29 protein-coding genes are annotated in these 26,801 nt (G+C 72.8%); 16 read left to right on the top strand and 13 right to left on the bottom strand.

Features of this window, described 5'->3' with window-relative positions; genetic code table 11:
* Positions 1 to 57 precede the first annotated feature (57 nt).
* Together ACLBYB_RS07620 and ACLBYB_RS07615 are read right to left on the bottom strand one after the other, a co-directional pair.
* A complete protein-coding gene (locus ACLBYB_RS07620) occupies positions 58 to 381 on the bottom strand; it encodes a hypothetical protein (RefSeq protein ID WP_012322287.1) in 324 nt (107 codons plus the stop codon).
* 129 nt (positions 382 to 510) lie between these two features.
* Positions 511 to 1,020 (bottom strand): hypothetical protein, encoded by a 510-nt coding sequence (locus tag ACLBYB_RS07615; RefSeq protein ID WP_056531711.1) that lies wholly within the window; start codon positions 1,018 to 1,020, stop codon positions 511 to 513.
* A gap of 208 nt (positions 1,021 to 1,228) precedes the next feature.
* On the opposite strand from ACLBYB_RS07615, the gene ACLBYB_RS07610 reads away from it, so the two are divergent.
* The 6 genes from ACLBYB_RS07610 (at position 1,229) to ACLBYB_RS07585 (ending at position 8,880) form a co-directional block, all read left to right on the top strand.
* A complete protein-coding gene (locus ACLBYB_RS07610) occupies positions 1,229 to 1,948 on the top strand; it encodes a cytochrome c biogenesis CcdA family protein (RefSeq protein WP_447680932.1) in 720 nt (239 codons plus the stop codon).
* A gap of 62 nt (positions 1,949 to 2,010) precedes the next feature.
* Positions 2,011 to 3,057, top strand: coding sequence for a selenide, water dikinase SelD (gene selD / locus ACLBYB_RS07605; protein WP_447698405.1), 1,047 nt, complete (start codon positions 2,011 to 2,013; stop codon positions 3,055 to 3,057).
* A gap of 86 nt (positions 3,058 to 3,143) precedes the next feature.
* On the top strand, positions 3,144 to 5,120 hold the full coding sequence (locus ACLBYB_RS07600) for a glycosyltransferase (RefSeq protein WP_447698404.1): 1,977 nt from the start codon (positions 3,144 to 3,146) through the stop codon (positions 5,118 to 5,120).
* On the top strand, positions 5,117 to 6,268 hold the full coding sequence (locus tag ACLBYB_RS07595) for a glycosyltransferase (protein ID WP_447698403.1): 1,152 nt from the start codon (positions 5,117 to 5,119) through the stop codon (positions 6,266 to 6,268). Before ACLBYB_RS07600 ends, ACLBYB_RS07595 begins: the two co-directional genes overlap by 4 nt.
* A gap of 280 nt (positions 6,269 to 6,548) precedes the next feature.
* Positions 6,549 to 8,024, top strand: coding sequence for a GumC family protein (locus ACLBYB_RS07590; RefSeq protein ID WP_020090661.1), 1,476 nt, complete (start codon positions 6,549 to 6,551; stop codon positions 8,022 to 8,024).
* Positions 8,017 to 8,880: a WecB/TagA/CpsF family glycosyltransferase gene (locus ACLBYB_RS07585; protein ID WP_447698402.1), complete on the top strand. Its 864-nt coding sequence runs from the start codon at positions 8,017 to 8,019 to the stop codon at positions 8,878 to 8,880. Before ACLBYB_RS07590 ends, ACLBYB_RS07585 begins: the two co-directional genes overlap by 8 nt.
* A 2-nt stretch (positions 8,881 to 8,882) precedes the next feature.
* On the opposite strand, the gene ACLBYB_RS07580 is transcribed toward ACLBYB_RS07585, so the two are convergent.
* The 5 genes from ACLBYB_RS07580 to ACLBYB_RS07560 form a co-directional block, all read right to left on the bottom strand.
* A complete protein-coding gene (locus tag ACLBYB_RS07580) occupies positions 8,883 to 9,458 on the bottom strand; it encodes an NUDIX domain-containing protein (RefSeq protein WP_026604542.1) in 576 nt (191 codons plus the stop codon).
* A 37-nt stretch (positions 9,459 to 9,495) separates the two neighbouring features.
* Entirely contained in the window at positions 9,496 to 9,765 is a 270-nt protein-coding gene (locus tag ACLBYB_RS07575) for a sulfurtransferase TusA family protein (protein WP_020090664.1), read from the bottom strand.
* A 79-nt stretch (positions 9,766 to 9,844) separates the two neighbouring features.
* The gene (locus ACLBYB_RS07570) at positions 9,845 to 10,186 is read right to left on the bottom strand and encodes a hypothetical protein (RefSeq protein ID WP_447698401.1); all 342 of its coding nucleotides are present in this window, start codon (positions 10,184 to 10,186) and stop codon (positions 9,845 to 9,847) included.
* Positions 10,187 to 10,284: 98 nt separating this feature from the next.
* Positions 10,285 to 11,652 carry a glutamate--cysteine ligase gene (locus ACLBYB_RS07565; protein WP_447698400.1) on the bottom strand — a complete coding sequence of 456 codons (1,368 nt, stop codon included), beginning with the start codon at positions 11,650 to 11,652 and terminating at the stop codon, positions 10,285 to 10,287.
* A gap of 293 nt (positions 11,653 to 11,945) precedes the next feature.
* A complete protein-coding gene (locus ACLBYB_RS07560) occupies positions 11,946 to 12,698 on the bottom strand; it encodes a 16S rRNA (uracil(1498)-N(3))-methyltransferase (protein WP_056531698.1) in 753 nt (250 codons plus the stop codon).
* A 220-nt stretch (positions 12,699 to 12,918) separates the two neighbouring features.
* Here ACLBYB_RS07560 and ACLBYB_RS07555 point away from each other — a divergent pair, with 220 nt between their 5' ends.
* Positions 12,919 to 13,398: a hypothetical protein gene (locus ACLBYB_RS07555; protein WP_020090668.1), complete on the top strand. Its 480-nt coding sequence runs from the start codon at positions 12,919 to 12,921 to the stop codon at positions 13,396 to 13,398.
* Positions 13,399 to 13,486: 88 nt separating this feature from the next.
* Positions 13,487 to 14,434: a 4-hydroxybenzoate octaprenyltransferase gene (gene ubiA / locus ACLBYB_RS07550; protein ID WP_447698399.1), complete on the top strand. Its 948-nt coding sequence runs from the start codon at positions 13,487 to 13,489 to the stop codon at positions 14,432 to 14,434.
* A gap of 15 nt (positions 14,435 to 14,449) precedes the next feature.
* Here the strand turns inward: ubiA and ACLBYB_RS07545 are convergent, their stop codons facing one another.
* Positions 14,450 to 14,905 (bottom strand): DUF6101 family protein, encoded by a 456-nt coding sequence (locus ACLBYB_RS07545; RefSeq protein ID WP_447698398.1) that lies wholly within the window; start codon positions 14,903 to 14,905, stop codon positions 14,450 to 14,452.
* A gap of 420 nt (positions 14,906 to 15,325) precedes the next feature.
* On the opposite strand from ACLBYB_RS07545, the gene ACLBYB_RS07540 reads away from it, so the two are divergent.
* Complete coding sequence (locus ACLBYB_RS07540; RefSeq protein WP_447698397.1) at positions 15,326 to 16,141, top strand: inositol monophosphatase family protein; 816 nt, start codon at positions 15,326 to 15,328, stop codon at positions 16,139 to 16,141.
* Between the two features lie 33 nt (positions 16,142 to 16,174).
* On the opposite strand, the gene ACLBYB_RS07535 is transcribed toward ACLBYB_RS07540, so the two are convergent.
* Together ACLBYB_RS07535 and ACLBYB_RS07530 are read right to left on the bottom strand one after the other, a co-directional pair.
* Entirely contained in the window at positions 16,175 to 16,411 is a 237-nt protein-coding gene (locus ACLBYB_RS07535; RefSeq protein ID WP_091679178.1) for an AsnC family transcriptional regulator, read from the bottom strand.
* 226 nt (positions 16,412 to 16,637) lie between these two features.
* The gene (locus tag ACLBYB_RS07530; RefSeq protein WP_012322269.1) at positions 16,638 to 16,847 is read right to left on the bottom strand and encodes a cold-shock protein; all 210 of its coding nucleotides are present in this window, start codon (positions 16,845 to 16,847) and stop codon (positions 16,638 to 16,640) included.
* 317 nt (positions 16,848 to 17,164) lie between these two features.
* Here ACLBYB_RS07530 and ACLBYB_RS07525 point away from each other — a divergent pair, with 317 nt between their 5' ends.
* Positions 17,165 to 17,554 (top strand): hypothetical protein, encoded by a 390-nt coding sequence (locus ACLBYB_RS07525; RefSeq protein ID WP_020090673.1) that lies wholly within the window; start codon positions 17,165 to 17,167, stop codon positions 17,552 to 17,554.
* Between the two features lie 30 nt (positions 17,555 to 17,584).
* Here ACLBYB_RS07525 and ACLBYB_RS07520 read toward each other — a convergent pair whose 3' ends face one another.
* Complete coding sequence (locus ACLBYB_RS07520; RefSeq protein ID WP_012322267.1) at positions 17,585 to 17,788, bottom strand: hypothetical protein; 204 nt, start codon at positions 17,786 to 17,788, stop codon at positions 17,585 to 17,587.
* 166 nt (positions 17,789 to 17,954) lie between these two features.
* Here ACLBYB_RS07520 and ACLBYB_RS07515 point away from each other — a divergent pair, with 166 nt between their 5' ends.
* On the top strand, positions 17,955 to 18,533 hold the full coding sequence (locus ACLBYB_RS07515; protein WP_056531689.1) for a type 1 glutamine amidotransferase domain-containing protein: 579 nt from the start codon (positions 17,955 to 17,957) through the stop codon (positions 18,531 to 18,533).
* A gap of 33 nt (positions 18,534 to 18,566) precedes the next feature.
* Here the strand turns inward: ACLBYB_RS07515 and ACLBYB_RS07510 are convergent, their stop codons facing one another.
* Positions 18,567 to 20,231, bottom strand: coding sequence for a calcineurin-like phosphoesterase C-terminal domain-containing protein (locus tag ACLBYB_RS07510; RefSeq protein ID WP_447698396.1), 1,665 nt, complete (start codon positions 20,229 to 20,231; stop codon positions 18,567 to 18,569).
* Positions 20,232 to 20,446: 215 nt separating this feature from the next.
* The gene (locus ACLBYB_RS07505) at positions 20,447 to 21,745 is read right to left on the bottom strand and encodes a L,D-transpeptidase family protein (protein WP_020090677.1); all 1,299 of its coding nucleotides are present in this window, start codon (positions 21,743 to 21,745) and stop codon (positions 20,447 to 20,449) included.
* Between the two features lie 229 nt (positions 21,746 to 21,974).
* On the opposite strand from ACLBYB_RS07505, the gene ACLBYB_RS07500 reads away from it, so the two are divergent.
* The 5 genes from ACLBYB_RS07500 (at position 21,975) to rcdA (ending at position 26,737) form a co-directional block, all read left to right on the top strand.
* Positions 21,975 to 22,352 carry a hypothetical protein gene (locus ACLBYB_RS07500; RefSeq protein ID WP_447698395.1) on the top strand — a complete coding sequence of 126 codons (378 nt, stop codon included), beginning with the start codon at positions 21,975 to 21,977 and terminating at the stop codon, positions 22,350 to 22,352.
* A gap of 42 nt (positions 22,353 to 22,394) precedes the next feature.
* Positions 22,395 to 23,369, top strand: coding sequence for a DUF1775 domain-containing protein (locus ACLBYB_RS07495; RefSeq protein ID WP_331299363.1), 975 nt, complete (start codon positions 22,395 to 22,397; stop codon positions 23,367 to 23,369).
* 37 nt (positions 23,370 to 23,406) lie between these two features.
* Entirely contained in the window at positions 23,407 to 23,847 is a 441-nt protein-coding gene (locus ACLBYB_RS07490) for a hypothetical protein (RefSeq protein WP_447698394.1), read from the top strand.
* A 44-nt stretch (positions 23,848 to 23,891) separates the two neighbouring features.
* Positions 23,892 to 26,027 carry a TonB-dependent receptor family protein gene (locus tag ACLBYB_RS07485; RefSeq protein WP_447698393.1) on the top strand — a complete coding sequence of 712 codons (2,136 nt, stop codon included), beginning with the start codon at positions 23,892 to 23,894 and terminating at the stop codon, positions 26,025 to 26,027.
* Between the two features lie 179 nt (positions 26,028 to 26,206).
* Positions 26,207 to 26,737 carry a protease adaptor protein RcdA gene (gene rcdA / locus ACLBYB_RS07480; protein WP_020090682.1) on the top strand — a complete coding sequence of 177 codons (531 nt, stop codon included), beginning with the start codon at positions 26,207 to 26,209 and terminating at the stop codon, positions 26,735 to 26,737.
* The last annotated feature ends 64 nt before the right edge of the window (positions 26,738 to 26,801 follow it).

Raw genomic sequence — 26,801 nt, 5'->3', positions numbered from 1 at the left:
CGCGTATCGGGGTGATGCTTCAGGAACGGGACGGCCGAGGTGCGATCGCGCACCCGGTCAGTCGCAGCGGTTGATTTTCTTGGCGATCCGCAGACCCCGCAGCTCGCTGCGGAGATCGATGGCCACGACGCCCTCTCCGCATCGCTCGAACGCGTCGCGGGCATCGTCGTAGCGGTCGCCCACCTCGTCGAGCGTGTCGCAGACGCGGTCATGGTTGCCCAGGCGGGCTTCCTGACGCGCCTGGAAGCGCAGGGCGTTCGCCTCGTCGACCTTGCGCTGGGCTTCGATGCAGGACGGCAGGGCCGACGCGGCGGAAGTCAGGGCGAGGCCTGCCAGGAGGCTGGCGAGGCAGCGGGTCAGAGTGACCGACTTGGCACTCACGGGAACACTCACACACGGTTTGTGATGGCAGATCCGCGGGCGGTCCTGCCGGGCTTCTCGGAGCGGCTCAGGTCCACTCCTTCTCTGTCCGCTGAAACAGTGAAGCTGACGTGAAAGTTCCGCCCCGAATCACCGCTTCCGGCGCAGTCGGGAGGTCAGGATTGCGGAGAGTGGCACGGGGGCCGCACCCATCGGATCGACGCCGACATCGTACTGCTTCGGCATCGGCTTGAGCTTCCCGTGGCTGTGGCCGTGGAGGTTCAGCGCGCCCCGGCTCATGCCGTTCCAAGTACGGAACGCGTAGTGGCAGAGTACCACCATCCGCCCCTCGACAGCGAGTTCCGCGTAGTGCCGGACCGACGCCCAGCCGGGAGCCGTGAGCGTGTCCGGCCCGTCGTTGTTGCCGGCGATCAGGTGCTTCTCGCCGTTCAGTCCGGCGAGGATCGCGCGGATCCGGTCACCGCTCGGGCCGAGGGCGAAATCGCCGAGGTGCCAGACCGTGTCGCCGGGCGCGACCGTCGCGTTCCAGGCCGCGATCAGGCCGGCATCGTGGGCCTCGAGGTCCGGGTAGGGCCGGTGGTCGAAGCGCAGCGCCCGCGGATCGCCGAAATGCGTGTCGCCCGTGAAGAAGATGGTCACCGGTCCGCTCCGCCTCGCCTCAGCGCCTTCCTGGGCGCCTTCCTCGACGCCTTCCTCGGCGCCTCGCCCGGCAACGCCGCCGGACTGCCGCCGAAAGCGGCGCGCGGCCGCGTTGTTCCCGCCGGCCCGCGTCCGCCTGGCGCGTTGACGGCCCGCGCGCCAGGGTCGAAGCCTCGTCGGGCGAGGCGCCAGCGGGAGGGCACGGGGCATGCTGGGAACGGTGGGGTTCGCGTTCCTGGCCGGCCTGCTCTCGGTGCTCTCGCCCTGCGTGCTGCCGCTGATCCCCATCGTGCTCGGCACGGCGGCGGCCGAGCATCGCCTGGGTCCGGTGGCTCTGGCGGCCGGCCTCGCCATCGCCTTCACGGCCATCGGGCTGTTCGTCGCGACGATCGGCTTCACCGTCGGGCTCGACGGCGACGTGTTCCGGCGCGCCGGCGCGGTGCTCCTGGTGCTCCTGGGCGTCGTGCTGATGCTGCCGCGGCTCCAGGCACGGGTCGCGACGGCGGCCGGCCCGGTTGGCGCCTGGGCGGAGGACCGTTTCGGCGGCGTCGGCTCCGGGGGATTGCCCGGCCAGTTCGCCGTGGGCCTGCTGCTCGGCGCGGCCTGGAGCCCCTGCGTGGGACCGACCCTGGGGGCGGCCTCGCTCATGGCGGCGCGGGGCGAGCATCTCGGGGGCGTCGCCCTGACCATGCTGGCCTTCGGGATCGGCGCCGCGGCCCCGCTGATGCTCCTGGGCCTCGTCTCCCGCGAGGCGCTGCTGCGCTGGCGCGGCGGCCTCGCCGCGGCCGGCCGGGCCGCGAAGGCCGCGCTCGGCGCCGTGATGGTCGTGCTCGGCCTGCTGGTGCTGACGGGCCTCGACAAGCGGGTCGAGGCCGCGGCCGTCGCGGCCTCGCCGGACTGGCTCAACGCGGTGACGACGCGCTACTGACTCCGCGAAGACCCCGCGAAGACCCCGCGAAGACCCCAGGTTATCCGGAACGGAGTTCGGCCATGAGCGATGCCCCCCGCCTGACCAGTCTCGCCCACGGCGGCGGCTGCGGCTGCAAGCTCGACCCGGCCACCCTGCGCCAGCTCCTCGCCCAGCAGCCGGCGGCGGGCCCGTTCGAGCGGCTCCTCGTCGGCAACGAGACCGCGGACGACGCGGCGGTGTGGGAGCTGGAGGACGGCACCTGCCTCATCGCCACCACGGACTTCTTCACCCCGATGGTGGACGACCCCGTCGATTTCGGCCGGATCGCCGCGACGAACGCCATCTCGGACGTCTACGCCATGGGCGGCCGCCCGCTCTTCGCGCTGGCGATCCTCGGGATGCCGCTCGGCAAGATCGACCCCGAGGTGGTCGCGCGGATCCTGCGCGGCGGCGCGGAGCAATGCGCCGCGGCCGGCATCCCGGTGGCGGGCGGCCACTCGATCGACGCGCCGGAGCCGATCTACGGTCTGGCGGTGATCGGGACCTGCCGCCGCGAGGCGGTGCGGCGCAACGCCGACGCGGTGGCCGGGGACGCCGTCCTGCTCACCAAGGCCCTCGGGGTCGGGGTCTACTCGGCGGCGATCAAGCGGGCGACCCTCGACGAGGCCGGCTACCGCGACTTCATCGCGACCACGACGCTGCTCAACCGGATCGGGACCGATCTCGCCGCCGAGCCCGCCGTGCACGCCCTGACCGACGTGACCGGATTCGGCATCCTGGGGCACGGCCTGGAGATCGCCCGCGGCGCCGGCCTCACGCTCACCCTTGAGGCCGACGCCCTTCCCCTGCTGCCGCAGGCGGAGGCGCTGGCGCGCGCGGGCGCGGTCACCGGCGCCTCGCACCGCAACTGGGCGGCGTTCGGCGAGGCGGTTGACCTGCCGGCCGACTTCCCCGAGTGGCGCCGCCATCTCCTGACCGATCCGCAGACCTCGGGCGGGCTGCTGGTGACCTGCTCGGCCGACCGGGCCGACGCGATCCTGGACCGCATCCGGGCGGCGGGCTATCCGGCGGCGGCCCGGATCGGCCGGATCGAGGCCGGCCCGGCGCGGATCCGCGTGGCGGCCTGACGGGCCGCCCGCCCCGAGAGGCAATCTTCAACCTTCCCGTCCACTCTGCCGCCCCGCACGAGACCCGAGCCGCCGCCAGAGCCGCCGTGACCGACGCCGCAGACATGTCACCGCCCGCCCACGGCGTCGCCGGCTGGCCGTTCGGGCGCAGCGCCGGCGCGCCGGCCCGTCCCGCGTCGCTCCCCGACGGGCGTCCGTGGCCGCGGATCCGCGTCGTCACGGTGGCCGGCGCGGGTGCCGCGCTCACCGAGACCGTCGCGTCGGTCCTGCGCCAGGGCTACCCGGAACTGCGGCACGACCTGCTCGACCCGGCGGCCGGCCGCGCCGCGGCGGCGCGCATCCTGTCGGTTCCCGATCCGGAGCACCTGTTCTGGCTCCGCGCCGGCGACCTGCTCGCGCCCGGTGCGCTGACCGCCCTGGCGCTGGAGGCCGCGCTCACCGGCGCCGACGCGGTGGCGGGGCTGCGCGTCCTGTTCGACGACGCCGTCCGCGGCCTCGACGGCCCCGGGGCCGCGGACGGCGGGATCCTCTGGCGGCGGGACGCCCTCGCGCACGCGATCATCGACGCCGACGGGACGCTCGATGCCGCCACCGCCTGGTCGGCGATCCCCGCCGACCGGCGGAGCCTGATCGGCCGCCCGATCCTGCTCCACAGGCTCGACGCGCCGCCGCCCCCGCCCGCCGCCGGCCTGTCGATCGTGTCGCTGACCGGGACCGGAACCCGTGGGGGCGCGGGCGTGGCCCAGCGCCGCCTCGCCGAGGCGCTGACGCTCGCGGGCCACCGGGTCGCGGAGGTGACGCTGAGCGGACGCCCGGAGGCCGCCGAGTGGCGCGACGACTTCCCGCAGGCGGAGGCCGCGGTCGCGGCGGCCGCCCCCGATCTCGTCCTCGCCGGCAACCTGCACGGCGCCACCCGCAGCCTCGACGTCGTCGGCCGCCTGGCGCGGCGCGGTCCGGTCGGCCTCGTGCTGCACGACCTCTTCCCCCTGACGGGTCGGTGCGCCCACCCCCGCGACTGCGGGCGCGCCGCCTCCGGCTGCGACGCCGCCTGCCCCGGCCCGGACGAGTACCCGGAGCTGGCGCCCGGCCGGATCGCCGGGATGCACGAGCGCAAGCGCGCGGTGCTCGCCGGAGCCGCGCCCGGATCCCCGACGCGACCCTCCGCCCCCTGGCTGCTGGCCAATTCGGACTGGACGCTGGCGCGGGCGCGCGAACTCGCCCCGCCCGGCAGCGTGATCGAGCCCGTGCGGCTGGCCTTCCCGACCGCCGTGTTCCGGCCCGGCGATCGCGCGGCGCTGCGCGGCACGCTCGGTCTGCCGGCCGACGACGTCCTGATCCTCGTCTCCTCGGTCATCGTCGACGGGCCCGACAAGGGCTTCGCCGATCTCCGGGCCGCGCTCCAGGCCGTGGCGGGCCCGGGCGTCGGCGTGGTGGCGGTCGGCCGGCTCGACGACCCGGCCCGGCTCGGCGTCGCGAACCTGTACGCGCCCGGCCTCATCGCCGACGAGGCGCTCCTGGCCGCGTGGTACGGGGCCTGCGACCTCCACGTCACCGCCAGCCGTCACGAGACCCTCGGGCAGACACCGATCGAGGCCGGTCTGTGCGGGGTGCCGACGCTCGCCTACCGCACCTCCGGCCTGACCTCGGCCGTGATCGACGGCGTGTCGGGCCGCCTCGTGCCGGTGCGGCCGGGCACCCTCGCCGAGTCGCTGGCGGCGTTGGTCGGCGACAGTGAGGCGCGCGCGCGGCTCGGCGCCTTCGCGCGCATCGCCCTGGAGAGCCGCTACAGCCCGGCCGCCTCCGCGCTGTCGCTGGACGCGGTCTTCCGGCGTCACGGTCTGCCGAGCGCGCCGACGGGCCCGCGCTTCGCCCCCGAGATGCTCGGGCACTTCCCCTTCGCTGCGGACCTGCGGGCGGGCGCGGCCGGCACCGTCCCGGCGGTCTCGCGCCCGCTCGTGCGCCGACTGCGGCGGGCCAAGCAGATGGTCTTCGGGCGTCGGATGCCGCTCCTCGTGCGCCGGTGCCTCTACCTCGCCGGCGCGCTGCGCCGGAGCCAGACGTGACGGCCCGCGGCGACAGGGCCGGCCACGTCGCCGGCGACAATGCGGACAGCGCGCGGGCGGCGCCGACTCGGCGACGGATCTACCTCGATCAGACCCATCTGCGCGCCCACGTGACGGGGATCGAGCGAGTCACCCTCGACCTGTTCGCCCCGGACCGGCTCGCCCCGCACGCGGTGCGGCCGGTGACCGCGGGCTCCCTGCCCGGCATGGTCGCCGCGCAGCAGCTCGGCCTGCCGGCGCGGGCGCTGATGGATCGGGACGCCCTGTTCCTGTTCCCGGGCTTCCCGCCCGGGCCGCTCTGCGCCGTCGCGGCGTCGCGCTGCCTGCTCTACGTCCACGACACCTTCCTGCTCACGCGGACGGAGGATCTGAGCCTTCGCAGCCGGCTCTACATGAGCCCCAGCTTCGCCCTGGCCCTGCGCTGGTGCCCGAACCTTTTCGTCAACAGCCGGACCACCGGCGCGGACGTGCGCGCGCTCTGCGCCAAGCGCGCCCGCGTCGCCCTGCTACGCCCTCCCGTCCGCGACGCCTTCGGGCTCGCGCACCTGCCGGGACCGGCTGCCTACGCGCCGGGCCGGCCGCTGCGCATCCTCGCCATCGGCACCATCGAGCCGCGCAAGAACTATCCGGCGACCCTCGCGCTGACGGCGGCGCTCATCCGTGCCGGTATCCCGGCGGAGCTCCACCTCGTCGGCCGGGTCGGCTGGGGACAGCACGCCTTCCTGGACGCACCGCCGCCGTTCCTGCACCGCCACGGGTACCTCGCCGACGCCGAGCTGCGCGCCCTCGCGGGGTCGTGCCACCTGCTGGTCTCCACCTCCAAGGCGGAGGGCCTCGGCCTGCCGCTGCTGGAGGTCCAGCACGGCGGCCTTCCGGTGGTGGCGCCGGACGACCCGGTGTTCCGGGAGGTCCTGGGGGCGTCGGCCCTGCTGATCCGGCCGGAGGAGCCCGACGCGGCCGCGGGCGCCCTCGCCGGCTTGATCCGCGACGGCGCCCTGGCCCGCGCCGCCGGAATGAGTCGGGCCAACGTGGCGCGCTGGAACGCGATCGCGGCCGAGGACGGCGCGCGCTTCCTGCGCTTCCTGGCCGGCGATCCCGCGGCTTACGATGCGCTGGAGTCAATTGTCGCACACGCGGGCACCGCCTGAGGCGACCTGCGTAGTCCCCAACAAATCGGGAACTTTTCACGCCCGATTGTCGTGACAGTCAGGACTGCATCTGTAAGCGATATCTGCCAGCTTCCTGAAGCAAGTGCCGCATCGGGGCGACACTACTGGTCCGGTATGTTGATTGCTGGGCTCCCGAAGAAGGCAGCGCCTCGGGCGGGCACCTGTTCCAGATCGGCACGGAGCTGGTCAGAAAGGGAACGGGCGACGGGGCGGGTGACGGGCGGCGGTCTCCGCCGAGGCAGGTCAGGGAGCGAGGCGTATGTTCGACTTCTCGACGCGGATGAGCGGCGAACGGCCCGTGCGGATGGTGCTGCCGCAGGTCGCGCCGCCGACGGACGGCCGCGTGATCCTGCGGCGGCTGTGGCGCGGCAGCGGCTTCATCGTGCTGGGCGGCCTGTTCATGGTCGCCGTCGCGGTGGCGCTCCTCGGCCTGATCCCGCCCCGCTACACGTCGAGCATCCAGATCCTGGTGGATCCGAGCGACCTGCGCGTCGTCGAGAACGACGTGAACGCGCGCCAGCCCCAGGCCGACAGCGGCGTGTCGATCGCCGAGAGCCAGGTGCGGGTGATCCAGTCCGACAGCGTCCTGCGCCGGGTGATCGCCAAGCTCCACCTCGACCAGGACGACGAGTTCGTGCTGCCGGACGGCAACAACCCGACCCTCACCTGGATCAAGGGCGCGCTGGGCATGCTGCCCCCGCCGGCGAGCCGCGACCCGGTCTTCACGGCCCTCGACACGCTGCAGAACCGGCTCACTGTCCGGCGGGCCGAGCGGACCTTCGTGATCGACGTCTCCGTTCAGTCGCGCGATCCCGAGAAGGCCGCCCGCATCGCCAACGCCGTCGGCGACGCCTACTTCGCCGAGGAGGCCGCGGCCCGGACCGAGACCGCGCGGCGCGCCTCCGACGCCCTGGCGGGGCGGCTCAACAGCCTCAAGCGCGACGTCGAGCAGGCCGAGAGCGCCGTGGTGCGCTACCGCGAGGATCACAAGCTCGTGGCCGCCAGCGGCCGCCTGCTCACCGACCAGCAGCTCGGCGACCTGAACCAGCAGCTCGTCACCGCCTCCATCAAGACCGCGGAGGCCAAGTCGCGCCTCGATCAGGCGCGCCGGATGCGCTCGTCGGATCCCAGCACCGCCCTTCCCGAAATGCTGCAGAGCCTGGAGATGCAGGCCCTGCGGCAGCAATACGCCACGCTGTCCCGCAACACCGCGGAGCTCGCCACCCGCCTCGGCGAGCGCCACCCGGCCATGGCCGAGCAGTACGCCCAGCAGCGCGACCTGCAGCGCCTGATCCAGCGCGAGAAGGAGCGGATCATCGAGACGACCCAGAAGGATTACGACCGCGCCGCCGCGAGCGAGGCCGCGATCCGGGCCAATCTCGACCGGGTGAAGAACGAGACCGCGTCCAGCGACCGGGCCTATGTCGGCCTGCGCGAGCTGGAGCGGACCCTCGACGCCCGCCGCGGCATCTACGAGGCCTATCTGAAGCGCGCCCGCGAGGCGAGCGAGCAGGAGCGGCTCAACACCACCAACGTCCGGATCATCTCGGCCGCGGTCCCGGCGCGCCAGCGGACCTTCCCGCCCTCCCCCAAGATCGTCCTGCCGGTGGCGCTCGTCCTCGGCCTGCTGCTCGGCGGCGGCATCGCCCTGCTGCTCGGCGCCGACAGCGACCGTCGCCGCAGCCTGCGCGCCGCCACCCGGCCGGCCGCGAGCTTCCGGGCCGCCGATGCGTGACATCGGCGAGATCAGCCTCTACCTGGGCGCTATGGATCCGGTCCTCGGGGAGGCACACACGGTGAGCGCCCCGGCCCCCGCGGCGTCCGAATCGCCGCAGACGGGCGCGACCGTCGAACTCTTCGGCTACCGGTTTCACACCGGTCCCGCCGCGACCCTCGTGGCCGACGTCGCGGCCCGGCGTGATGGTCGCCCGCGCATGATCGTGACGGCGAACGTCGATCACATCGTCCAGCTCAGCGAGAACGCGCCGTTCCGCGAGGCCTACGCGCGCGCCGCGGCCCGGACCCTCGACGGGATGCCGCTGGTCTGGCTGGCCCGGAAGGCGTGCGCCCAGCCCGTTCACCGGATAACCGGCCACGATCTCCTGGGCTGCGTCCTGGCCGACCCGCCGGCCTTCGCGCGGCGGGTCTTCTTCGTCTCCGCCCGACAGGACGCGGCGGACGCGCTGGCGACCCGGCTGCAGGCGGCGGGCCTTCCGCCCGGCGCCGTGGCGAGCGCCGTGCCGCCCTTCGGCTTCGAGCACGACGCGGCCTACAGCCGCGCCCTGGCGGAGCGGATCCGCGCCCACGGGACGACGCTGCTGGTGATGGGCGTCGGCGCGCCCAAATCCGAGATCTGGGTGGATCGCCACGGGCAGACGCTCGGCGAGCCGGTGGTCTTCTGCGTCGGCGACGCCCTCAACGTCGCCGCCGGGTTCCTGCCGCGCGCCCCGCGGCTGATGCAGCGCCTCGGGCTCGAGTGGATCTACCGGTTCCTGCAGGCGCCGCGCCGGCTGTTCCGGCGCTACTTCATCAAGTCGTGGCGCTTCATCGGCCTCGCCGCGCGCGACCAGTTCCGGCGGCGCGCCGGCTGACCTCAGCGCCGCTCCGCGAACAGGTCCGGCCGTCGCAATTGGAGCGCGAAGAGCAGCGTCAGCGACTTCATGTCGGTGATCGCGCCGCGGCGGCCCATGGCGGCCAGTTCCGGCAGCGGGATCTCGTGGACCGCCACGGCCTCGCCCTCGGCGGCGAGACCGCCGCCGGTGCCGGTCCGGTCGGCCTCGCCGTAGGCGGCGAGGAACAGGTCCATCCGTTCCGTGGAGATCCCCGGCATCGACCAGGCGCTGGCGACGAAGTCGAGGGCGCTGAGGCGCAGGCCCGTCTCCTCCATCGCCTCGCGCCGCGCCTCGTCCTCGGAGGCGCCTTCGTCGAGGAGCCCGGCCGGCACCTCGATGTGGCTCGGCGGCCCGCCCGAGTAGAGGACCGGCGCCCGGAACTGCGAGACGAGCGTGGCGACCCGCCGCTCCGGATCGTAGGGGAGCACCGCGACCGCCCGGCCGTGATCCTCCATCTCCCGCGTGATGCGGCTCCCGTCCTCCTGCATCACCTCGGCGACGAGGTAGCGCGCCCAGCCGTCATGTACGAGGCGCACGCCCCCGATCCGTGGTGCCATTCCGATCTCGCCTCGCTCCTGGAGCCCGACGGATCGTTCAGGAATGCGGCGGCCTTGCGGACACGGTGATGCGGAAGCGCAGGCGCCCCGCGGGCGGCCCCTCGAGGCGCTCGGCGGCGTCGAGGCGGGCGCCCTCCTCGCGCACGAGGTTCGGGATGTCGAGGGCGGCCAGTGGGTCGGTGCAGGTCACCACCAGCGTCCGGCCGGCGGCGAGGCCGCGCAGCGCCTTCCGGGTGCGCAGGACCGGGAGCGGGCATTTCAGGCCGCTCAGGTCGAGGTCGACGCAGTCCGGATCCTCGTCCCGCACGCCGGAAGCTCCCGAACCGGCGCGGATGCCGGCCCCGGCGCGTCATAGGCATCGCCGCGCTCCGGCGCCAGCGGCGTCCTCACCACACGTGATAGCCGAAGGCGGGTCCGGCATAGCTGTCCGGCGCCGTCCAGACATAGCGGGGACCGTTGTAGCCGTACTCGAAGCCGCGGCTCGGGACCGGCGTGTAGGCGTAACCGTAGCCGAACGGCGCGGGATAGCCGTACTCGCCGTAGTAGCTGTATTGCGGCCGCCCCCGCGCGGCCACGGTGCCGGCGATCCGGCCGCCGGCCCCGTGATGCCAGCGCCCCGGGGCCGGCCCAGCGCCCTCCAACCGCGCCAGGTCCGCCGCTCGCGCCGTGCTCGAGGCCACCGGAACGGAAGCCATACCGGCGAGGATGACGGCGATGATGCGGATCATGATGCGGCCTCTCCCCGGGCGTCGCGCCTTGTCAGAACGTTCTATTAGCAGGTTCCAACGGCGATTCGCGCGGGCGGCGTGAGCCGCTCAGCCGGGTGCTAGAAGACGCATTCCGTGAAGGCCGGACGCACGCAGGCGCCCCAGCGCCCCTCGTAGTCGGCGAGGAGATCCTCGGCTCGCGTCCGCCCGGCCGCGACAACGGCCTCGAGCGGCTGCAGGTAGATCACCTCGTCCCGGCCCTCGGCGTCGCGGCGGCCCCGCGCCCGGAGGCCCGCGCGGGCGATCGCCAGGGCCTCGGCGGCGACGGCCCCGAGCGTGGTATTGGCCACCGGCGTCGCGAGCCCCAGGCGCGGCGCCGTGGCGCGCGCGGCCTCGCGGTTGGCGAGGCTCCACCCCTTCACGAGGTCGATGGCCGCGTCGAGGGCCGAGTCGTCGTAGAGGAGACCGGTCCAGAAGGCGGCCTGGGCGGCGATCATGCCGGGGCCGCCGACATCGGCGCCGCGCATCTCCAGGAAGCGCTTGAGCCGCACCTCGGGGAAGGCCGTGGAAGCGTGGTTGGCCCAGTCCGAGACCGTGGCGAACTCGCCCGGCAGCTGGGGGAGCTTGCCGGCCATCAGGTCGCGGAACGAGGCGCCCGACACGTCGTGGTAGGTGTCGCCCCGCTTGACGAAGTACATCGGCATGTCGAGCAGCCAGTCGACGTAGGCCTCGTAGCCAAACCCCGCGTCGAAGGCGAAGGGCAGCATCCCGGTCCGGTGGGCATCCGTGTCGCGCCAGATCTCGGACCGGCGCGACAGGAAGCCGTTCGGCCGGCCGTCGGTGAAGGGCGAGTTGGCGAAGAGCGCGGTCGCGACCGGCTGCAGCGCCAGGGACGCGCGCATCTTGCGCACCATGTCGGCCTCGGAGGCGAAGTCGAGGTTCACCTGCACGGTGGCGGTGCGCAGCATCATGTCGAGACCGAGGGACCCGACCTTCGGCATGTAGCCAGCCATGATCCGGTAGCGGCTCTTGGGCATGACCGGGGTCTCGTCCCGGCGCCATTTCGGGCTCATGCCCAGCGTCAGGAAGCCGATTCCCAGGGGATCGGCCACCCGCTTCGCCGCGGCGAGGTGCGTGGCGAGTTCCGCCGCCGTGGCGTGCACGTCGGGGAGCGCCGCGCCCGACAGCTCGAACTGGCCGCCGGGCTCGATCGAGATCGCGCCGCCCGCCTCCGCCGACAGGCCGATGATGTTGCCGAGATCGAGGATCGGCTCCCAGCCGGTCTCGCGGGCGAGCCCCTCCAGGAGCGCCCGGATGCCGCGGTCCCCCTCGTAGGGGACCGGCGCCCGGTTCTCCCGATAGAACGGGATCTTCTCGTGCTCGGTGCCGATCGCGAAGCGCGCGCGCGGCTTCTCGCCCGCCGCGAACCATTCGATCAGTTCGGCGCGCGTGGTGAGCGGCGTGGTGTCGTTGCTGTCGCGCGCCATGCGCTGCCTGCCCGTGCGTCTGACTTGTGCCTGGGAACGGGCGCGCCGGACTGCTCCGGCGGATCCACCCGGTACAAACCCGCTCTCGCGAGCGGGATCCGGGCGGACACCCGCCCCCGACCCCGATGAGCACGCGGCGCAGGCGGCGTCCGATCCGGGACATAATCGAGCCGCCGTGAACCCACAACGCGGCGGTCTCGACCGGCGCGCCGCTTCACGTCTGATCCGGGGAAACAATCGACCGGCGCGGTCCTTCCATGTGCGCGGGCACACATGGATCGGGGCAGCGCGCGTCAGCGCGCGTCGCCGAGCACCGCCTGCACCAGCGTCAACACGGCGACGGCGGCGGTGTCGGCCCGCAGGATGCGCGGCCCCAGGGAGAGCGCCACGGTGTTCGGCCGCGCCCGGATCAGCGCCCGCTCCTCCTCGGAGAAGCCGCCTTCGGGACCGACCAGCACGGCGAGCGGAGGGGGCGCCAGCGGGTCGCCGGCCGCCCGCAGGGCCGCCACCGGGTCGCGCACGGGCGCGTCCTCGTCGCAGAACACGAGGAGCCGCCCGGGCGCGAGGCCCGCGAGTGCGGCCGGCAGGCGCTCGGGCTCCGGACAATCGGGAATCGCCAGGATCCCGCACTGCTCGGCGGCCTCGACCGCGTTGGCCCGCAGTCGGTCCATGTTCACGCGATCGCCCTGCGTGAACCGGGTGATGACCGGTCGGATCGTCCCGGCCCCCATCTCCACCGCCTTCTGCGCGAGATAGTCGAGGCGCGCGCTCTTCAGCGGGGCGAACAGGTAGTGAAGGTCGGCGCCCGCGGGCTGCGGACGCGTCTGCGCGGCGACGTGCAGGTCGGCGCCCTTGCGCCCGGTCTGAACCAGATGGGCGCGCCACTCGCCGTGGCGGCCGTTGAAGACCAGGACCGGATCGTCCGGCCCCCGGCGCAGCACGTTGAGCAGGTAGTTCGCCTGAGCCCGGTCGAGGGGCAGAATCACCCCCGCCGCGAGATCGGCCGCGACGTGGAGGCGCGGAGCGGTGAAGTCATAGGCCGGCATGGCGGCGTGGTCGCGCGGGCCGGCGGGCCTGTCAACGCGGGGACCGCGACCGAAAGTGTTGCCGAATGGTTACGAGCCCCGGTTTTCGGCAGCCAGTCCACCGGTGCATGGCGCAGCCGGTTTGCCGCTCGAATGACGCCACAATCCTATGGCGAACCCAACGGAACGGAAGAGAGCCGGCCGCTCGCGGATTCGGCAGGGGCGTCGAGGGAGTCGCGGAATGGCGAAGGGGAGTCTGAAGCTGGGGGCGGCGGTGCTGGTCGGCACCGTCCTGTTCGGCACGGCGGCGTTCGCGCAGAGCGCGGCACCGGAATGCGGTGCCATCCAGAAGACCCTGGCCGAGCGCAAGGCTCTGGTCGGCCGCGCCAATGCGGCGTCGCAGTCCAAGAAGAAGATGACCCCGCAGGAGGCCTGCGCCCTGTTCGGGAAGCTCCAGTCCAACGGCGCGGAGGGCATCAAGTGGATCGCCGCCAACAAGGAATGGTGCTCGATCCCCGATTCCTTCGCCGAGGGCTTCAAGGCCGACCACGTGAAGGTCAGCGGTATCCGCACCAAGATCTGCAGCGTCGCCGCCCAGGCGACCAAGATGGAGGCGCAGGCCCGCGCCCAGGCGCAGGCCCAGGCGGGCGGCGGCGGCGGCGGGCTGCTCGGCGGCCCGGGCTTGACCGGAAGCTTCAAGCTGCCGCAGGGCGCTCTCTGAGATCGTCTGAGAGGATCGCGGATCCGGCGCGGGTCCCCCCTCGGCAGCGGCGGGGGACTCACGTGCGGGACGACCGGAGATCCGACCGATGAACGGCACGGTGTTTGACGACGGGCGGCCGGCCGACGCGGTCTCCGGGCACTGGGTCGACCGGCGGGCGCCCCGGCCCTGGCGCCCGTACCTGCGCCTGGCTCGGATCGACCGGCCGATCGGCTGGTGGCTCCTCCTCCTGCCCTGCTGGTGGTCGGCCGCCCTGGCGGCGATCGCCGCGGACCAGGCCTTTCCCGACCCCTGGCACTGCCTGCTCTTCCTGATCGGCGCCGTGGCGATGCGCGGGGCGGGCTCGACCTACAACGACATCGCCGACCGCGACCTCGACGCGCAGGTCGAGCGCACGCGCCTGCGCCCCCTGCCCTCCGGGCAGGTGCGGCCGCGCCACGCCGCCCTGTTCCTGGTGATCCAGGCCCTGATCGGGCTGGCCGTCCTGCTGCAGTTCAATGCGGAGGCGGTGATCATCGGTCTCTGCTCGCTGCTGCCGGTGGCGATCTACCCGTTCATGAAACGGGTCATGCCGCTGCCGCAGGCGATCCTGGGACTGGCCTTCGCCTGGGGGGCTCTGATGGGCTGGGCCGCGGTGTTCGCCCGCCTCGATCCGCCGGCGCTCCTGCTCTACGCGGGCGCCCTGTGCTGGGTGATCGGCTACGACACGATCTACGCGGTGCAGGATATCGAGGACGACGAGATCGCGGGGATCCGCTCCTCGGCCCGCCTGTTCGGCCGGCACGTGCGGCTCGCCGTCGGGCTCTGCTACGCGCTGGCCGCCCTGTTCGTGGTGCTGGCCGCGTGCGGGGCCGGAGCGGGGCTCGTCGGGTATCTGGGGGTCGCCGCCTTCGCCGGGCACCTCGCCTGGCAGGTCCTGTCGCTGCGCGAGCGCGACGGGCGCGGGGCTCTCACGCTGTTCCGGTCGAACCGGGACGCGGGCCTGATCCTGTTCGTCGGCCTCACCGCCGACGCGCTGCTGCGCAACCTGTTCTAGGCACCGTCGGCACCCTCAGGTGCGGGCGATGATCTCGTTCTCGCCGCGGAAGATCTGCGGGCGCGCGGGCAGCCGGCCCGTCTTGCGGCGGGCCAGGAAGCGCGGGCGACGGCGGCCGAGACCGGCGTGGCGGCGACGGATGCGGACCTGACCGAGAATCAGCCGGCCGATCTGCTGGGAGACCGGGACGAGGAGGCCGTCCTCCCGGACGATCATCCGCACGAGGCCCGCCCGCGCCGCGATGTCGCGCCACAAGGCGACCACGTCGTCCTCCTCGAAGCTGCCGAGGCGCTGCAGCACGTCGCCTTCGGCGTCGACGAGGATCAGGCTGAACCGATCGGCGCCCACGATCTCCGCGTCCTCGGTGGCGTAGGCGAGCGCGATCCCGACCGCCCGGCGCGCGCCGGGGGTGCGGCCGATCACCGGCAGCGGCGAAGCGACGAAGCGGGGCGCGGTGTCGGCACCGTGCATCGGGTGTCCTGCGTGGCTTTTGTCCGTGGCCGGGGAAGTGTTCATCGGTCCGAGTCCCTGGAGCAAGTGGCGACCCCTGTCGGGCCGTCCGTTATGCCAAGCAAAATCGCACCCGAACTCCTCCGCACCGCTTAAGAGCCGTCGTTAAGCGAATCTGGACAGCGCTGTCATTTGCGGAATGCTCAATGCTTCCTTGAATGCTCAACATTTCCTTGCGCAGATCGGTCGTTATCGATCGATCAACCAGCATCCTTGTGGCGCTGCGGGCGCCGCCGTACAACGGGGCGACCAGGCGCGCGATCCTCCGCGCCGGGTCTTCTCAGCCCGACCGGGTGAGCCCAAGCGGGCCCGGACGTCCGCCCGCCGGACGGGCGGGCCGGCGGGGCCCTCGCGGGCCGCACGGATTCCACGCGGAGCGCGATGCCAGAGCCTCTCACCGACGATGCCGTATCCGCCCTGATGCCGGAGTTGCGCGCCGTGATGCGCGAGGCCGCCGACATCGCGCGGCCGTTCTTCAGGCTCGGCGGGCAGACTTCGGCCCGCATCTGGTCGAAAGCCGGCGGCTCGCCTGTGACCGAGGCGGACGTCGCGGTCGATGCCTTCCTGAAGGTGCGTCTGAGCGCCCTCGTGCCGCGGGCGGCATGGCTGTCGGAGGAGACCGCCGACGACCCGGCGCGCCTCGGCCACGACCTCGTGTGGATCGTCGATCCGATCGACGGGACGCGGGCGTTCCTGTCGGGCCATCCGGACTGGTCGATCGCGGTGGCGCTCCTGTCGGGCGGCGAGCCGCTGATCGGCTTCGTCCACGCGCCGGTGGGCGACGCGGATTACGAGGCCGTGCGCGGGCGCGGCGCGACGCGGAACGGCGAACCGATCCGCGTCGATACCAGGCAGAGCCTGCCCGGCGCCCGCGTCACCGGCCCGAAGCCGATGCTCGACCGCCTGGCCCGGGGCGCCGGAGCGGACCCGGATTTCGAGGTGATCGCGCGGATCCCGTCCCTCGCCCTGAGGCTCGCCCGCGTGGCGGACGGGACGGTCGATATCGGGATGATCTCCGGGAATGCCCGCGACTGGGATCTGGCCGCCGCCGACCTCGTTCTGCGCGAGGCGGGCGGCGTGGTCTGCGATTTCTACGGGGCGGCGACGCCGTACAATCGCGCCGACCCGGTGCACGGCGAGTTGCTCGCCGCGCCGTTGGGTCTGCGCGACCCGGTGCTCGCCGCCTGGGACCGCTGAGGCCGAGGCCCCGCGTGTCCGCGGCGAGCGGCCTCAGGCCGTCGCGGTCTCGCGGATCTTCACCGCGGCGGGCGCGAGCCCGAGACGCTCGGCGAGATGCCAGTGCAGTTCACGCGGGGAGTGGTAGTTGTAGGACCGGTCGATCAGGTCGCTGAGATCGGCCCCGGTCTGGTCCGCGGTCTTGGCCCGCGCCAGCTTGCCGACCCGGAAGGTCGGGGCATCGGTGACGGGGGAACGGACGCCGCGGCGCCGTGTGTACTCGAATAACATCACTGTCTTTTCTTTTCTTTTCTTTTCTGGACCGGACGTTGGCTGCGCCCGGCGTCGTTTCTGGGATATTGCCTCCGACGCGACCGGAACCCGGGTAGTCTCGCCCGGGCAGGCAGCGTCGGAAGGGGGAACCGCGTCTGGCGGCCGCTTCATGCGCCACCCGCAATCCTCAGTTGCACACTTCGGCGCACTGAGGGCGCGGGAGGCGCCTCGGAACCCGCGACGGTCAGGCCGCCTGCAGGTTGCCGGCGGCGTCCTTGCCGCTGCGCTTGTCCGTGAGGATCTCGTAAGCGATCCGCTGGCCTTCGATCAGGTTGCGCATCCCGGCGCGCTCGACGGCCGAGATGTGGACGAACACGTCCTTGCCGCCATCGTCGGGCTGGATGAAACCGTAGCCCTTGGTCTCATTGAACCACTTCACAGTGCCGGTATTCACGTAGTGTACCTCGTTCGTCCATAGGCCATCCGCGCGGCACGAGGGCCGCGTGATGCACCACGGTCTTTCTGGATTTGGCCAGTGCGGCGGGGCGCGAGTCGCTGAACCTTGAACAGCGTCAGCCTCGGTGGATAAGCCCCCCGAGGACGTATTTAGGCGCAGGCTGCGGCCGCAACAAGGCATGGGCGGCGTATCATCTGCGTCGCAGGCCGGGATCGGGAGGGGGCCGCGCGGCACCGCCCCCTGTGATTCCGGGCATTCACGATGCATATACGGAATGCGCTCAAGCAGTTAAGGCGCGTGGCTCTGGACGATACATGGCAGGCATCTCGGTCTCGCTGGACGGTGCGAACATCCAGCTCTCCTTCCAGAAGGACGATCAGGCGACGGCGGTGGTGATGGATGCCCGCGCCGCCCGGGCGCTGGTGCGCGCCGTCGGGCAACTCCTCACGGCGATCGACGATACGGACGAGCCCGACATGGCCGACGAGATGGGCGACGAGGAGGTCGCCATGCTCGACGTGACGTCGTCGGCCATCGAGGTCGGTACCGACGACGAGGGCCAGGCGGTGGTCGCCCTGCAGGCCGGCGCTCTGCCGCCGTTCCAGCTCCGCCTGACGGACGAAGAGGCCCGCCACGTCGTGACGAGCCTCTCCGAGATCCTCAATGCCCCGCGCGACGTGCGGACCTCGCACGGCGGTCACTGACGGCCGGGCGCACCGTCGTCGCGGGCGCCGTCACATGCGCGTCCCGGGATCCGTCGGCGTGCCGGGGAAGATGTCCGGCTCGGAGCCCGGACCGCCGGGTTCGCCGATCCCCGGATCGTTTACCGGATAGGGCGTGCGCGGGCCGGTCGGGCCGATATCGGGCTCCTCTTCGGGCGTCGGTGGGGGCGGTGGCAGGTCGCCGGGCGTGGGCTCGGGAAGGCCGGGATTGGCCATGACGCGACTCCTAGTGGCTGGGATGGGGACCAACGGGCCGCCTTCGCGGGGGTTCCGATCACCGGTCCGGCGTCCGCTCCCGGACGCGGCCGGGCGGCCGAGGGCCGCGGGAACGGGCGGCACGAGCCTCCGTTAGCCGGGCAGATCCCCGAACCGGAGACCCGCCATGCCCGACATCCGCCAAGCCAAGATCCTGATCCTCGCCACCGACGGCTTCGAGGAGAGCGAGTTGACCGTCCCGCAGGCCAAGCTGGCCGAGGCCGGAGCCGCGGTGACCGTCGCCGCCCCGCAATCGCGCCAGAGCAAGGGCACGATCCGCGGCTGGGACAAGACCGACTGGGGCCGGGAGGTCGCGGTCGACACCGACCTGGAGCAGGTCGACCCGGCATCCTACGACGCCCTCGTCCTCCCGGGCGGCCAGATCAACCCGGACAAGCTCCGGCTCGAGCCCCGGGCCCTCGCCCTGATCAGGAGCTTCCTGACGTCCGGCAAGGTCGTGGCCGCGATCTGCCACGCCCCGTGGCTGCTGATCGAGACCGGCGCGGCCAAGGGCCGCGACCTGACCTCGTTCAGCTCGATCCGGACCGACGTGATCAATGCCGGCGGCCGCTGGCACGACAAGGACGTCGTGACCGACCACGGCATCGTCACGAGCCGCAACCCGGGCGACCTCGACGCCTTCTGCGCGAAGATCGTCGAGGAGATCCAGGAGGGCGGCCACGGCGCCCGCCAGCTGGCGGCGTGACCCGCGGGGGCGCCGGACGACCGGCGCCCCCGCTCAGCCACGGCCGCGCTCGCCGGTGACTTCCAGCACCGTGCAGCCGCGGATCGGGCGGCCGTACTCGTCCGCGCCCTCCACGGTCACCCGGTGGGCGCCCGGGGCGAGGTCGTCCGGGAGCCGCGCCGTCCAGATATGGGTCGAGGGCACCGCCTTCACCCAGCTCTTCTTCGTCTCCGGGTAGCGCTCGTAGAGCTCGGTGACGAACGGGTCGGGGCGGCGGGTGCGCGCCATCGGCCGGGGCGTCGCGTCCCCGACCCGGAACGCGAGGCGCGTGCGCGGGCCGCCGTCGAACACGTTCACCACCAGGGTCGTGTCGGCGAGCGCGTCCTGCGGCACCGGCGGCCGCAGCCCCTGCACCGGCCGGGTCCAGCGCACCACCTCGGGCGCGCCGGCCCGCAGCTCGCTCTCGAACAGGATCCGCATGGTCTCGTCCGGCTGACCCTGCGCGGCGACGTAGCGCGTCGTGTAGTCGGTGCCGCGGATCGACAGGACGTGGAACCCGTTCGGCGTGCCGTCGCGGCTGTCGGCCGAGGGGATGCCCGTGCGGGTGTCGGGACCGCTCCACCACGAGCCCGAGACAGCGGTGAGCACGTGATGGTGGTGCCCGTCGGCGAGGTAGTGGTGCTCGGTCGTGTGGGTGTGGCCGGCGAGGCTCAGCACCTTGCGGCCGGCGAGCAGGTCGAGGAGCGCGGCGCGGTCCGTGGTGTGGGTGCGGGGCTCTTCGGGGCCTGTCTCGGTGTGCAGGGGGATGTGCATGGCCAGCACGATCAGGTCGTCCCGCGGGATCTCGGCCAGGAGGTTGCGCAGGAAGGCCAGGCCGCGGTCGCCGATCCGGCCCCGGTAGGTGTTGGCGCCCACCGGCACCGGCGGCCCGAGCCACTCGACGTTGTCGAGCATCACGAACCACGCCCGGCCGTGCCGGAACGCGTAGGTCGGCGCGCCGAACACCCGCTTCCAGGTCTCGCGGCTGTAGCGCGCGTCCGGCGCCTGCATGTTGAGGTCGTGGTTGCCCGGCAGGCTGTACCAGGGCAGGCCGATCCGCCCGACGATCCGGTTGGACCGGCCGTAGAGCGAGAGATCGTCGAACAGCACGTCGCCTGTGGTCAGGCCGAAGGCGGCCGGGATCGCCATGGCGCGGGCGACCGCGGTGTCGCGCACGTGGTCAAGTTCGAACCGGCTCTCGGGCTGGGGATCTGTGAACAGCACGACGTCGAAGTCGTCCGGCTCGTCCGCCCGGGTCAGGGTGAAGTCGATCGAGGCCGGGAGCGGCCCGGTGGGCGCGAGGCCGCGATAGCGCAGGCCCAGCTCGGCGGGCGTGCCCCCGGGCTGGTGGATGTAGGAGTGGCGCGGCACGTTGTCGGCGTCGCGCGGCAGGGCGTAGCCCGGCGGCTTGATGACGAAGACCGCGCCGTCGCCCGGCATCGGCAGGCGGTAGCGGCCGCGGTCATCGGTCCGCGCGATCTCGCGACCGTTGGACACCAGCACGCCCGGCAGCGGGATCGGCTCCGCGCCGGCCGCGTCGCGCGCGGAGACGATCCCGGTGGCCTCGGCGGCCTCGGCGGGCTCCTGCGCGCCGGCCCGGCCCGCGACAAGGCCGAGGGCGGCGGCGCCCGCCATGGTGCTCCGGCGGGTCAGGCCTCCGGGCTGGGTGTCGCGCGACATCGATGGCTCCTGCACGGCTTCGCGGCGCGGCGTCCCGCGGGAGGCCGGCAACCGGCATCCGGGACGCTGCCTCCGCGGCCAATCAGACGCGTTTGACCTCCGGATGACAGGCGCGGCCCCGAACGCGCGAGGCCCGCGCCTCGGCAGAGGTGCGGGCCTCGGATCGGGTTCGACGGGCGGGCGTCGCCGGGAGCGGCCGGCGCCCGCGGGTCCGACTACTCCTCGTCGCCGGGCTCGAAGGTCTGCGGCATCGGCTCGGCGCTGGCGACCGGGGTCGGCGCGCCGATGGTCGAGGGCACGTTCACGCCGTCACGCTTGTAGATGTCGTCGCGGAACTGGACGATGCCGTCCGGGGTCGACCAGGCGGTGATGTAGGTCCAGTAGACCGGCACCGGCTGGGAGATGTTGGCGTCGATGCGCTTGCCGCTCTCGATCGCCTCCTCGACCTTCTGTCGGTCCCAGCCGGGCGTATCCTTCAGCAGCCACGTGATGTACTCGCGCACGTTCTGCACGCGCACGCAGCCCGAGGAGATGAAGCGGAAATCGTCGCCGAACACGCCCTTGGTGTTCGTGTCGTGCATGAACACGCCGTAGGGATTCGGGATGTTGATGCGGACGATGCCCATCGAGTTGAAGTCGGCGCCCGAATCCTGCCGGTAGGTGTAGCGGGTGCCCTCGTCCGAGAACCAGTTCACCGACTTCGGCGAGACCTCGGACCCGTTCGACAGGATCCGGATCTTGTTGTCCGTGAGGTAGTTCGGATCCTTCTGCATCTTCGGGATCAGGTCCTTCTTCACGATGGAAGCCGGGACCGTCCAGGTCGGGTTGAAATTGATCTGCGTCGCCTTGGTGTTCATGATCGGCGACTGGCGGTCGATCTTACCCACGCCGGCGGCGTGGAGCGTGACGACCTGACCGTTCTCGACCGTCTCGACGAGCGCGGCCGGGATATTGGTGATCACGAAGCGCCGGCCGAGATCGCCCGAGTAGGAGCGCAGGCGCACGACGTTGATCTCGAGCTGGCGCAGGCGCACGTCGGCGGGCACGTTCATGGCCTGCTGGGTGGCCATCGTCATCGCGCCGGTCTGGCTGAGGCCGTGCCGGGCCTGGAACCGCTTCACGCCCGCGGCGACGTACGAATCGTACACGCCCGAGCCGCCCGCGGCCGGATCGAGGTCACCGGTGACGATCAGGCGCTGGCGGATGGCCGCCACGGCCGGGCCGCGCGAGCCGATCCGCAGGTGGTCGGCGCCGGACACCTGCCGCCAGCCACCGCGGGCGACGATGTCCTTGTAGCGCTCCACCATCTGCTCGGTGGACGTCACGGTCTGGGGCGAGAGGATCGGCACTGTCTCGCGCTGCACCTGCATGCCGGCGGGTGAGGCGTAGTCCTGCGCCCACTCGGCCTGGGCATAGTTGCCCTGATCGCGGGCTTGGGCGCCGCCGATGCCGAGCGCGCCGAGGGCGGCGACGCCGAGGATCGCGGGGAACCGGTTTTGTGCCTTCTTGCGCATCGGTCGCTGGCTCTGGTCCGGGGTTCGTCAGGTCGTGACGGGAGCGGATTGTCTCGGGCGCCACGGTGTCGGGATGGCGTTAAGACTCCCTATCGAAGGGGCCGGAATGTGGCATCGCCGTGCGCCAGCGCACGCGGCGTCCGTCTGCGGCACCCTGGCAACAGCCATCGCCGCGCCGGTGTGGCAGGGATGCCATAGCGGTCCGGTTCGGACGGCGCGCGGGAGCAGCATGGATTCGGGCGAGGCCCTTTCGGATCGACGTGTCGGGCCGGCCCTGCGGGCCGTCGTCGCCCTGCTGGCGCTCTACGCCCTGCTGCTCCAGGCCTTTCTCGGCGGCCTGATGCCGGTGCCGGCGGCGACCGACGGCCTCTGCGCGCAGCATGCCGACGCGTCCGCTCCACCGGGCGCGCCCGTCCCCCACGACCACGGCGATTGCTGCACGGCGGCCCAGGCCACCGGCCCGGCGCTCCCGCCGCGCCCCCCGTCCGTCGGCTTCCGATGGGTCGCGACCGCGGACCTGCGGCCGGCCTGGCCCCTCAATCGGAGCGTCGGCGCCCGCGCGCCGCCCGGCACCATCGCGTCCCCGAGGGGGCCGCCGACCGCCTGAGCGATCACCACCTCTCGGATCCCTCAGGACGGATGTATTCCCATGAAGACCCTTGTCTCGGCCGCCCTCGGCCTCGGGCTGCTCGCCTCCGCGGCGCAGGCCCACGCGGTGCTGGAACGCAAGCAGGCAGCCCCCGGCGCCTCGTATCGCGGCGTCGTCCAGATCATGCACGGCTGCAACGGCAAGCCGACGACCCGCGTGAGCGTCACCATCCCGGAGGGCCTGATCGGCGCCAAGCCGATGCCGAAACCCGGCTGGACCCTCGCGACGACGCGCGGACCCTACGCCAAGACCTACGCGACCCATCACGGCACGGCCGCGGAGGGCGTGACGTCGATCACGTGGAGCGGCGGCTCCCTTCCGGACGATCAGGTCGACGAGTTCACCTTCCTGGCGCAGGTCGCCGGCACCTTCGAGCCCGGCGCGACCGTCTACGTCCCGGTCCAGCAGGATTGCGCGGAGGGCAGCTATTCCTGGTCGGAGATCCCCAAGGCCGGTCAGGACGCTCACGACCTGAAGGCGGCCGCGCCGTCCTTCCGGATCGTCCAGGTCGCCCAGGCGGGCGGCGCGCCGGCCGCGGGGACGGCCGCGGCCGCGACGACCGTGAAGGCCGGTGACCTGACGATCGAGACGCCGTGGCTGCGCGCCACGCCGAACGGCGCCAAGGTCGCCGGCGGGTACGTGCGCATCACCAACACGGGGAGCGCCCCGGACACGCTCACGGGCGCCACGGTGCCGTTCGCCAAGAGCAGCGACATCCACTCCATGTCGATGGAGGGCGGCGTCATGAAGATGGCGCCGGTCACGAACGGCCTGACCATCAAGCCCGGCGAGACCGTGGAGCTGAAGCCCGGCGGCTATCACCTCATGTTCGAGGACCTGACCGGCGCGCCGAAGGCGGGCGAGACGGTCGCCGGGACGCTCACCTTCCAGCGCGCCGGCGCCGTGCCGGTGACCTTCACGGTGGCGCCGATCGGCGCGGGCGCGCCGGGCGGCCAGCACCAGCACCAGCACTAGCCGCCCGGGACGGAGCTTCGGCCGCCGGGCGACAGCCGTGACGCGAGCAGATCCACGAGGCCGGGCCGCCGCGGCGCCCGGCCGTCGCGGCCGCGCGGACCTTCGGGTCGCCCCCGCGCGGCCGGCACGCGCGCTCGCCCGGATCGTGGCGCTCCTCGCCCTCTACGCCCTGGCGCTGCAGGGCGTCCTCGGCGGCCTGGCCTCCGCCGCCGCGGGGCCGGACCACGTCCTCTGCCTCGCCGACGGCGGCCCGACCGATCTGGCACCGACCGGCAAACAGCTGCCGGCCCCTCACCGCGGGGATTGCTGCGTCGCCTGCCACGCGGCCGGCCCCGCCACCCTGCCCAGGCCGTCGGCCGTCGCCGCCGTCCCGGTCGCCCGACCCGTCGCGGCCGCCGCCCCACGGCCGCGGCGCGTCGCCCTCCCGCGGGCGCCCCCGCGTCCCGGCCTCGGAGCCCGCGCCCCGCCCGTCGTCTGACCGATCGCCCCGCCTTCCCGATCGCCAGACACGGATCCCGCCCCATGCCCCGCCAGTTCCGGGCCGGCCGCCGCGCCGCGCTCCTGCTGTTCACCTGCGCGACGCCGGCCGCGGCCCAGGCACCGTCCGCCGCCTCGGTCACCCTGTCCGAACTCAGCGTCGTCGGCGCCGCCGCGACGGACGCGCCGTCGGACGAGACCCGCGGCTCGCTCTCGGTGCCGAGCGTCGACCGCCAGAGGGCCGCCCTCGCGGGGACCGTCGGCTCCGTGGCCTTCGTCGACGCCGCGGCGCTCCAGGACCGCTACACCAACACGCTCCGCGACGTGCTCAAGGACGTGCCCGGCGTCTACGTGCAGGAGCGCTACGGGCAGGAGCTGCGCCTGTCGGTCCGCGGCTCCGGCATCGCCCGCGCCTTCCACCTGCGCGGGCTGGAGCTGCTGCAGGACGGGATCCCGCTCAACCTCGCGGACGGGAGCGGCGACTTCTATCAGGTCGACCCGCTCGCCCTGCGCTCGGTGGAGGTCTACAAGGGCGGCAACGCCCTGACCTTCGGGGCGACGACGCTCGGCGGCGCCGTCAACGCCGTCACACCCACGGCCTACACCGCGCTGGCGCCCAACATCCTGCGGGTCGACGGCGGCAGCTTCGGCACGATCCGCGAGCAGGCGCAGATGTCCCGCATCGACGGGCCGCTCGACGGTCTGGTCAACGCGACGCTGACCAATTCCGACGGGTTCCGCGCCCACGAGGCCCAGGCCACGAAGAACTTCAACGCCAATATCGGCTACCGGATCGCGCCCGACATCGAGACCCGCTTCTATCTCGGCACCTACCTCACCGATCAGAAGCTCCCGGGCACCCTGACCCTCGGCCAGAGCCTCTCGACGCCGACGCTGGCCAACCCCACGGCGATTACCGGCAACCAGTCCCGCAAGGTCGAGACGGAGCGGATCGCGAACCGCACCTCGTTCCTGCTCGACGTGGGCAAGCTCGACGTCGACACCTGGGCGATCCACAAGAGCCTGTACCACCCGATCTTCCAGGCGATCGACCAGGACGGCTGGACCTACGGGATCAGCCCGCACTGGGCCGGGACCTTCGAACTCGGGGGTTTCCGCGACGACGTGGTGCTCGGCCTGCGCGCCTTCGCGGGCCAGAACTCCGCGCTGCAATTCGTCAACGTCCGCGGGCAGCGGGGGGCGCAGACGCTCAACGCCCTGCAGAGCGCCTCGAGCCTCGAGGCCTACGGCGAGAACCGCTTCTGGTTCCTGCCGGACGTGGCGCTGATGACCGGCGCGAAGGCGTTCTCGTCGAACCGGACCTTCAGCGACAAGGGCGGGCTGCCGGGCAACCCGAACCCGCGCTTCGCCGACGTGACCTACGCGGGCGTCAACCCGAAGGTCGGCCTGCTGTGGCAGCCGCGGCCCGACATCCAGATCTTCGGCGACGTCGTCCGGTCCCGGGACGTGCCGGACTTCTCCGACCTCGTGCAGCAGAACCTCCTGAGCACCACCTTCGTGCCCCTGCGGGCGCAGCGCGCCTGGACCTACGAGGCCGGCGCCCGCGGCCGCGTCGACCGCCTCGCCTTCGACGTGACGCTCTACCGGTCGGACCTGCGCGACGAGCTGATCAACTTCGCGACCAATCCCGGCCTCAACATCCCGGCCGCCACCTTCAACACCCCCCGCTCCGTCCACCAGGGAGTCGAGGCGGCGCTCACCCTGGACCTCGTCCGCGACCTCGCGGCGGCGGGTGACGGGCTCAGCGTGACCCAGATCTGGACCCACAACGACTTCCGGTTCGTCGGCGACCCGGTCTTCGGCAACAACCGCATCGCCGGGATCCCGGCCGACGTGCTGCGCACCGTCCTGAGCTACCGGCACCCGCGCGGCTTCCACGTCGCGCCGTCGCTCGACTGGGTGCCGCAGGGCGCCTTCGCCGATCACGCCAACACCCTGCGGGTGCCCGGCTACGCCCTGCTCGGTGTCGAGGCCGGCCTCGATCTCGCCGACGGCGTCGCCCTGTTCGTGGATGCCCGCAACCTCACGAACGCCCGCTACGTCTCGGACATCGCCGTGGTGGCGAACGCCGCCGCGACGGCCGGCGGCCCGGCCGCGCTGGCCGCCTTCTATCCCGGGAGCGGCCGCAGCGTCTTCGGCGGTATCCGGGCCTCGTTCTGAGCGCGGGTGCCGCCATCCGCGGCACTTCTCCAGATCCCGGGCGGCGGGTTAAGGTTAAAAAAACATGAACCCTGCTGTCCGGGCCAATCGGCGCTAGGATTGCGGCGTCGTCCGAAAGCCACGGACGGAGCGTCCCGGATCGGAACGAGCCGGGCCGTCGGACGGCACAGGAGAGGCAGATGAACGGCTTCGATGTCACGTTCCGGGACGATCAGGACTGGGTCGATTTCGGCAGGTCCTACGTCAACTCGGAAGCCTTCAAGGCGCTGTTCCGCGACGGGATGACCCTGGTCGAGGAGACGGCCGCCTATCTCGACGGCGAGGGCCGCGACGAGTCGCGCCTCGTGTCCCGGGACGCGACGCTCAGCTACGCGGCCGAGAGCATGCGCCTGACCACGCTGCTGATGCAGATCGCCTCGTGGCTGCTGGTGCAGCGCGCCGTCGCCGAGGGCGAGATGACCCCGGCCGAGGCCCTCCTGGAGAAGCACCGGGTCAAGCTCGGCACCGCCGAGCCGCCGAAGCAGCAGGATTTCAACCTGCTGCCGATGCGCCTGCAGCAGCTGATCCTCCGGGCCCGTCGCCTGCACAGCCGCATCCTGCACCTCGACGCGCTGATCGCCGAGGACCGGCCGACGCCCCAGCCGGTGGAGAGCCCCGTCGCCGCGCAGCAGGGCCTGCTGCGGATGGCCTTCCGCATGAGCGAGGGCTGAGCGGGGGCCGGGCGACGCTCCGGGGAGCGCCGCCGCCGCGCGTGGCCGGCGTCCCGGCCCCGAC

The organism is Methylobacterium sp. D54C (genome assembly GCF_053345595.1).
The sequence above is the reverse complement of the archived record's forward strand: the minus strand, read 5'-3'. Positions and strand labels throughout refer to the sequence as shown.

Bases quoted from the DNA above. Each gene is read 5' to 3' on its own strand.
- ACLBYB_RS07610 (WP_447680932.1), top strand. From the start codon at position 1,229: ATGCTGGGAACGGTGGGGTTCGCGTTCCTGGCCGGCCTGCTCTCGGTG.
- selD (WP_447698405.1), top strand. From the start codon at position 2,011: ATGAGCGATGCCCCCCGCCTGACCAGTCTCGCCCACGGCGGCGGCTGC.
- ACLBYB_RS07590 (WP_020090661.1), top strand. From the start codon at position 6,549: ATGTTCGACTTCTCGACGCGGATGAGCGGCGAACGGCCCGTGCGGATG.
- ACLBYB_RS07585 (WP_447698402.1), top strand. From the start codon at position 8,017: ATGCGTGACATCGGCGAGATCAGCCTCTACCTGGGCGCTATGGATCCG.
- ACLBYB_RS07580 (WP_026604542.1), bottom strand. From the start codon at position 9,458: ATGGCACCACGGATCGGGGGCGTGCGCCTCGTACATGACGGCTGGGCG.
- ACLBYB_RS07570 (WP_447698401.1), bottom strand. From the start codon at position 10,186: ATGATCCGCATCATCGCCGTCATCCTCGCCGGTATGGCTTCCGTTCCG.
- ACLBYB_RS07565 (WP_447698400.1), bottom strand. From the start codon at position 11,652: ATGGCGCGCGACAGCAACGACACCACGCCGCTCACCACGCGCGCCGAA.
- ACLBYB_RS07560 (WP_056531698.1), bottom strand. From the start codon at position 12,698: ATGCCGGCCTATGACTTCACCGCTCCGCGCCTCCACGTCGCGGCCGAT.
- ACLBYB_RS07555 (WP_020090668.1), top strand. From the start codon at position 12,919: ATGGCGAAGGGGAGTCTGAAGCTGGGGGCGGCGGTGCTGGTCGGCACC.
- ubiA (WP_447698399.1), top strand. From the start codon at position 13,487: ATGAACGGCACGGTGTTTGACGACGGGCGGCCGGCCGACGCGGTCTCC.
- ACLBYB_RS07545 (WP_447698398.1), bottom strand. From the start codon at position 14,905: ATGCACGGTGCCGACACCGCGCCCCGCTTCGTCGCTTCGCCGCTGCCG.
- ACLBYB_RS07540 (WP_447698397.1), top strand. From the start codon at position 15,326: ATGCCAGAGCCTCTCACCGACGATGCCGTATCCGCCCTGATGCCGGAG.
- ACLBYB_RS07535 (WP_091679178.1), bottom strand. From the start codon at position 16,411: ATGTTATTCGAGTACACACGGCGCCGCGGCGTCCGTTCCCCCGTCACC.
- ACLBYB_RS07525 (WP_020090673.1), top strand. From the start codon at position 17,165: ATGGCAGGCATCTCGGTCTCGCTGGACGGTGCGAACATCCAGCTCTCC.
- ACLBYB_RS07520 (WP_012322267.1), bottom strand. From the start codon at position 17,788: ATGGCCAATCCCGGCCTTCCCGAGCCCACGCCCGGCGACCTGCCACCG.
- ACLBYB_RS07515 (WP_056531689.1), top strand. From the start codon at position 17,955: ATGCCCGACATCCGCCAAGCCAAGATCCTGATCCTCGCCACCGACGGC.
- ACLBYB_RS07510 (WP_447698396.1), bottom strand. From the start codon at position 20,231: ATGTCGCGCGACACCCAGCCCGGAGGCCTGACCCGCCGGAGCACCATG.
- ACLBYB_RS07505 (WP_020090677.1), bottom strand. From the start codon at position 21,745: ATGCGCAAGAAGGCACAAAACCGGTTCCCCGCGATCCTCGGCGTCGCC.
- ACLBYB_RS07500 (WP_447698395.1), top strand. From the start codon at position 21,975: ATGGATTCGGGCGAGGCCCTTTCGGATCGACGTGTCGGGCCGGCCCTG.
- ACLBYB_RS07495 (WP_331299363.1), top strand. From the start codon at position 22,395: ATGAAGACCCTTGTCTCGGCCGCCCTCGGCCTCGGGCTGCTCGCCTCC.
- ACLBYB_RS07485 (WP_447698393.1), top strand. From the start codon at position 23,892: ATGCCCCGCCAGTTCCGGGCCGGCCGCCGCGCCGCGCTCCTGCTGTTC.
- rcdA (WP_020090682.1), top strand. From the start codon at position 26,207: ATGAACGGCTTCGATGTCACGTTCCGGGACGATCAGGACTGGGTCGAT.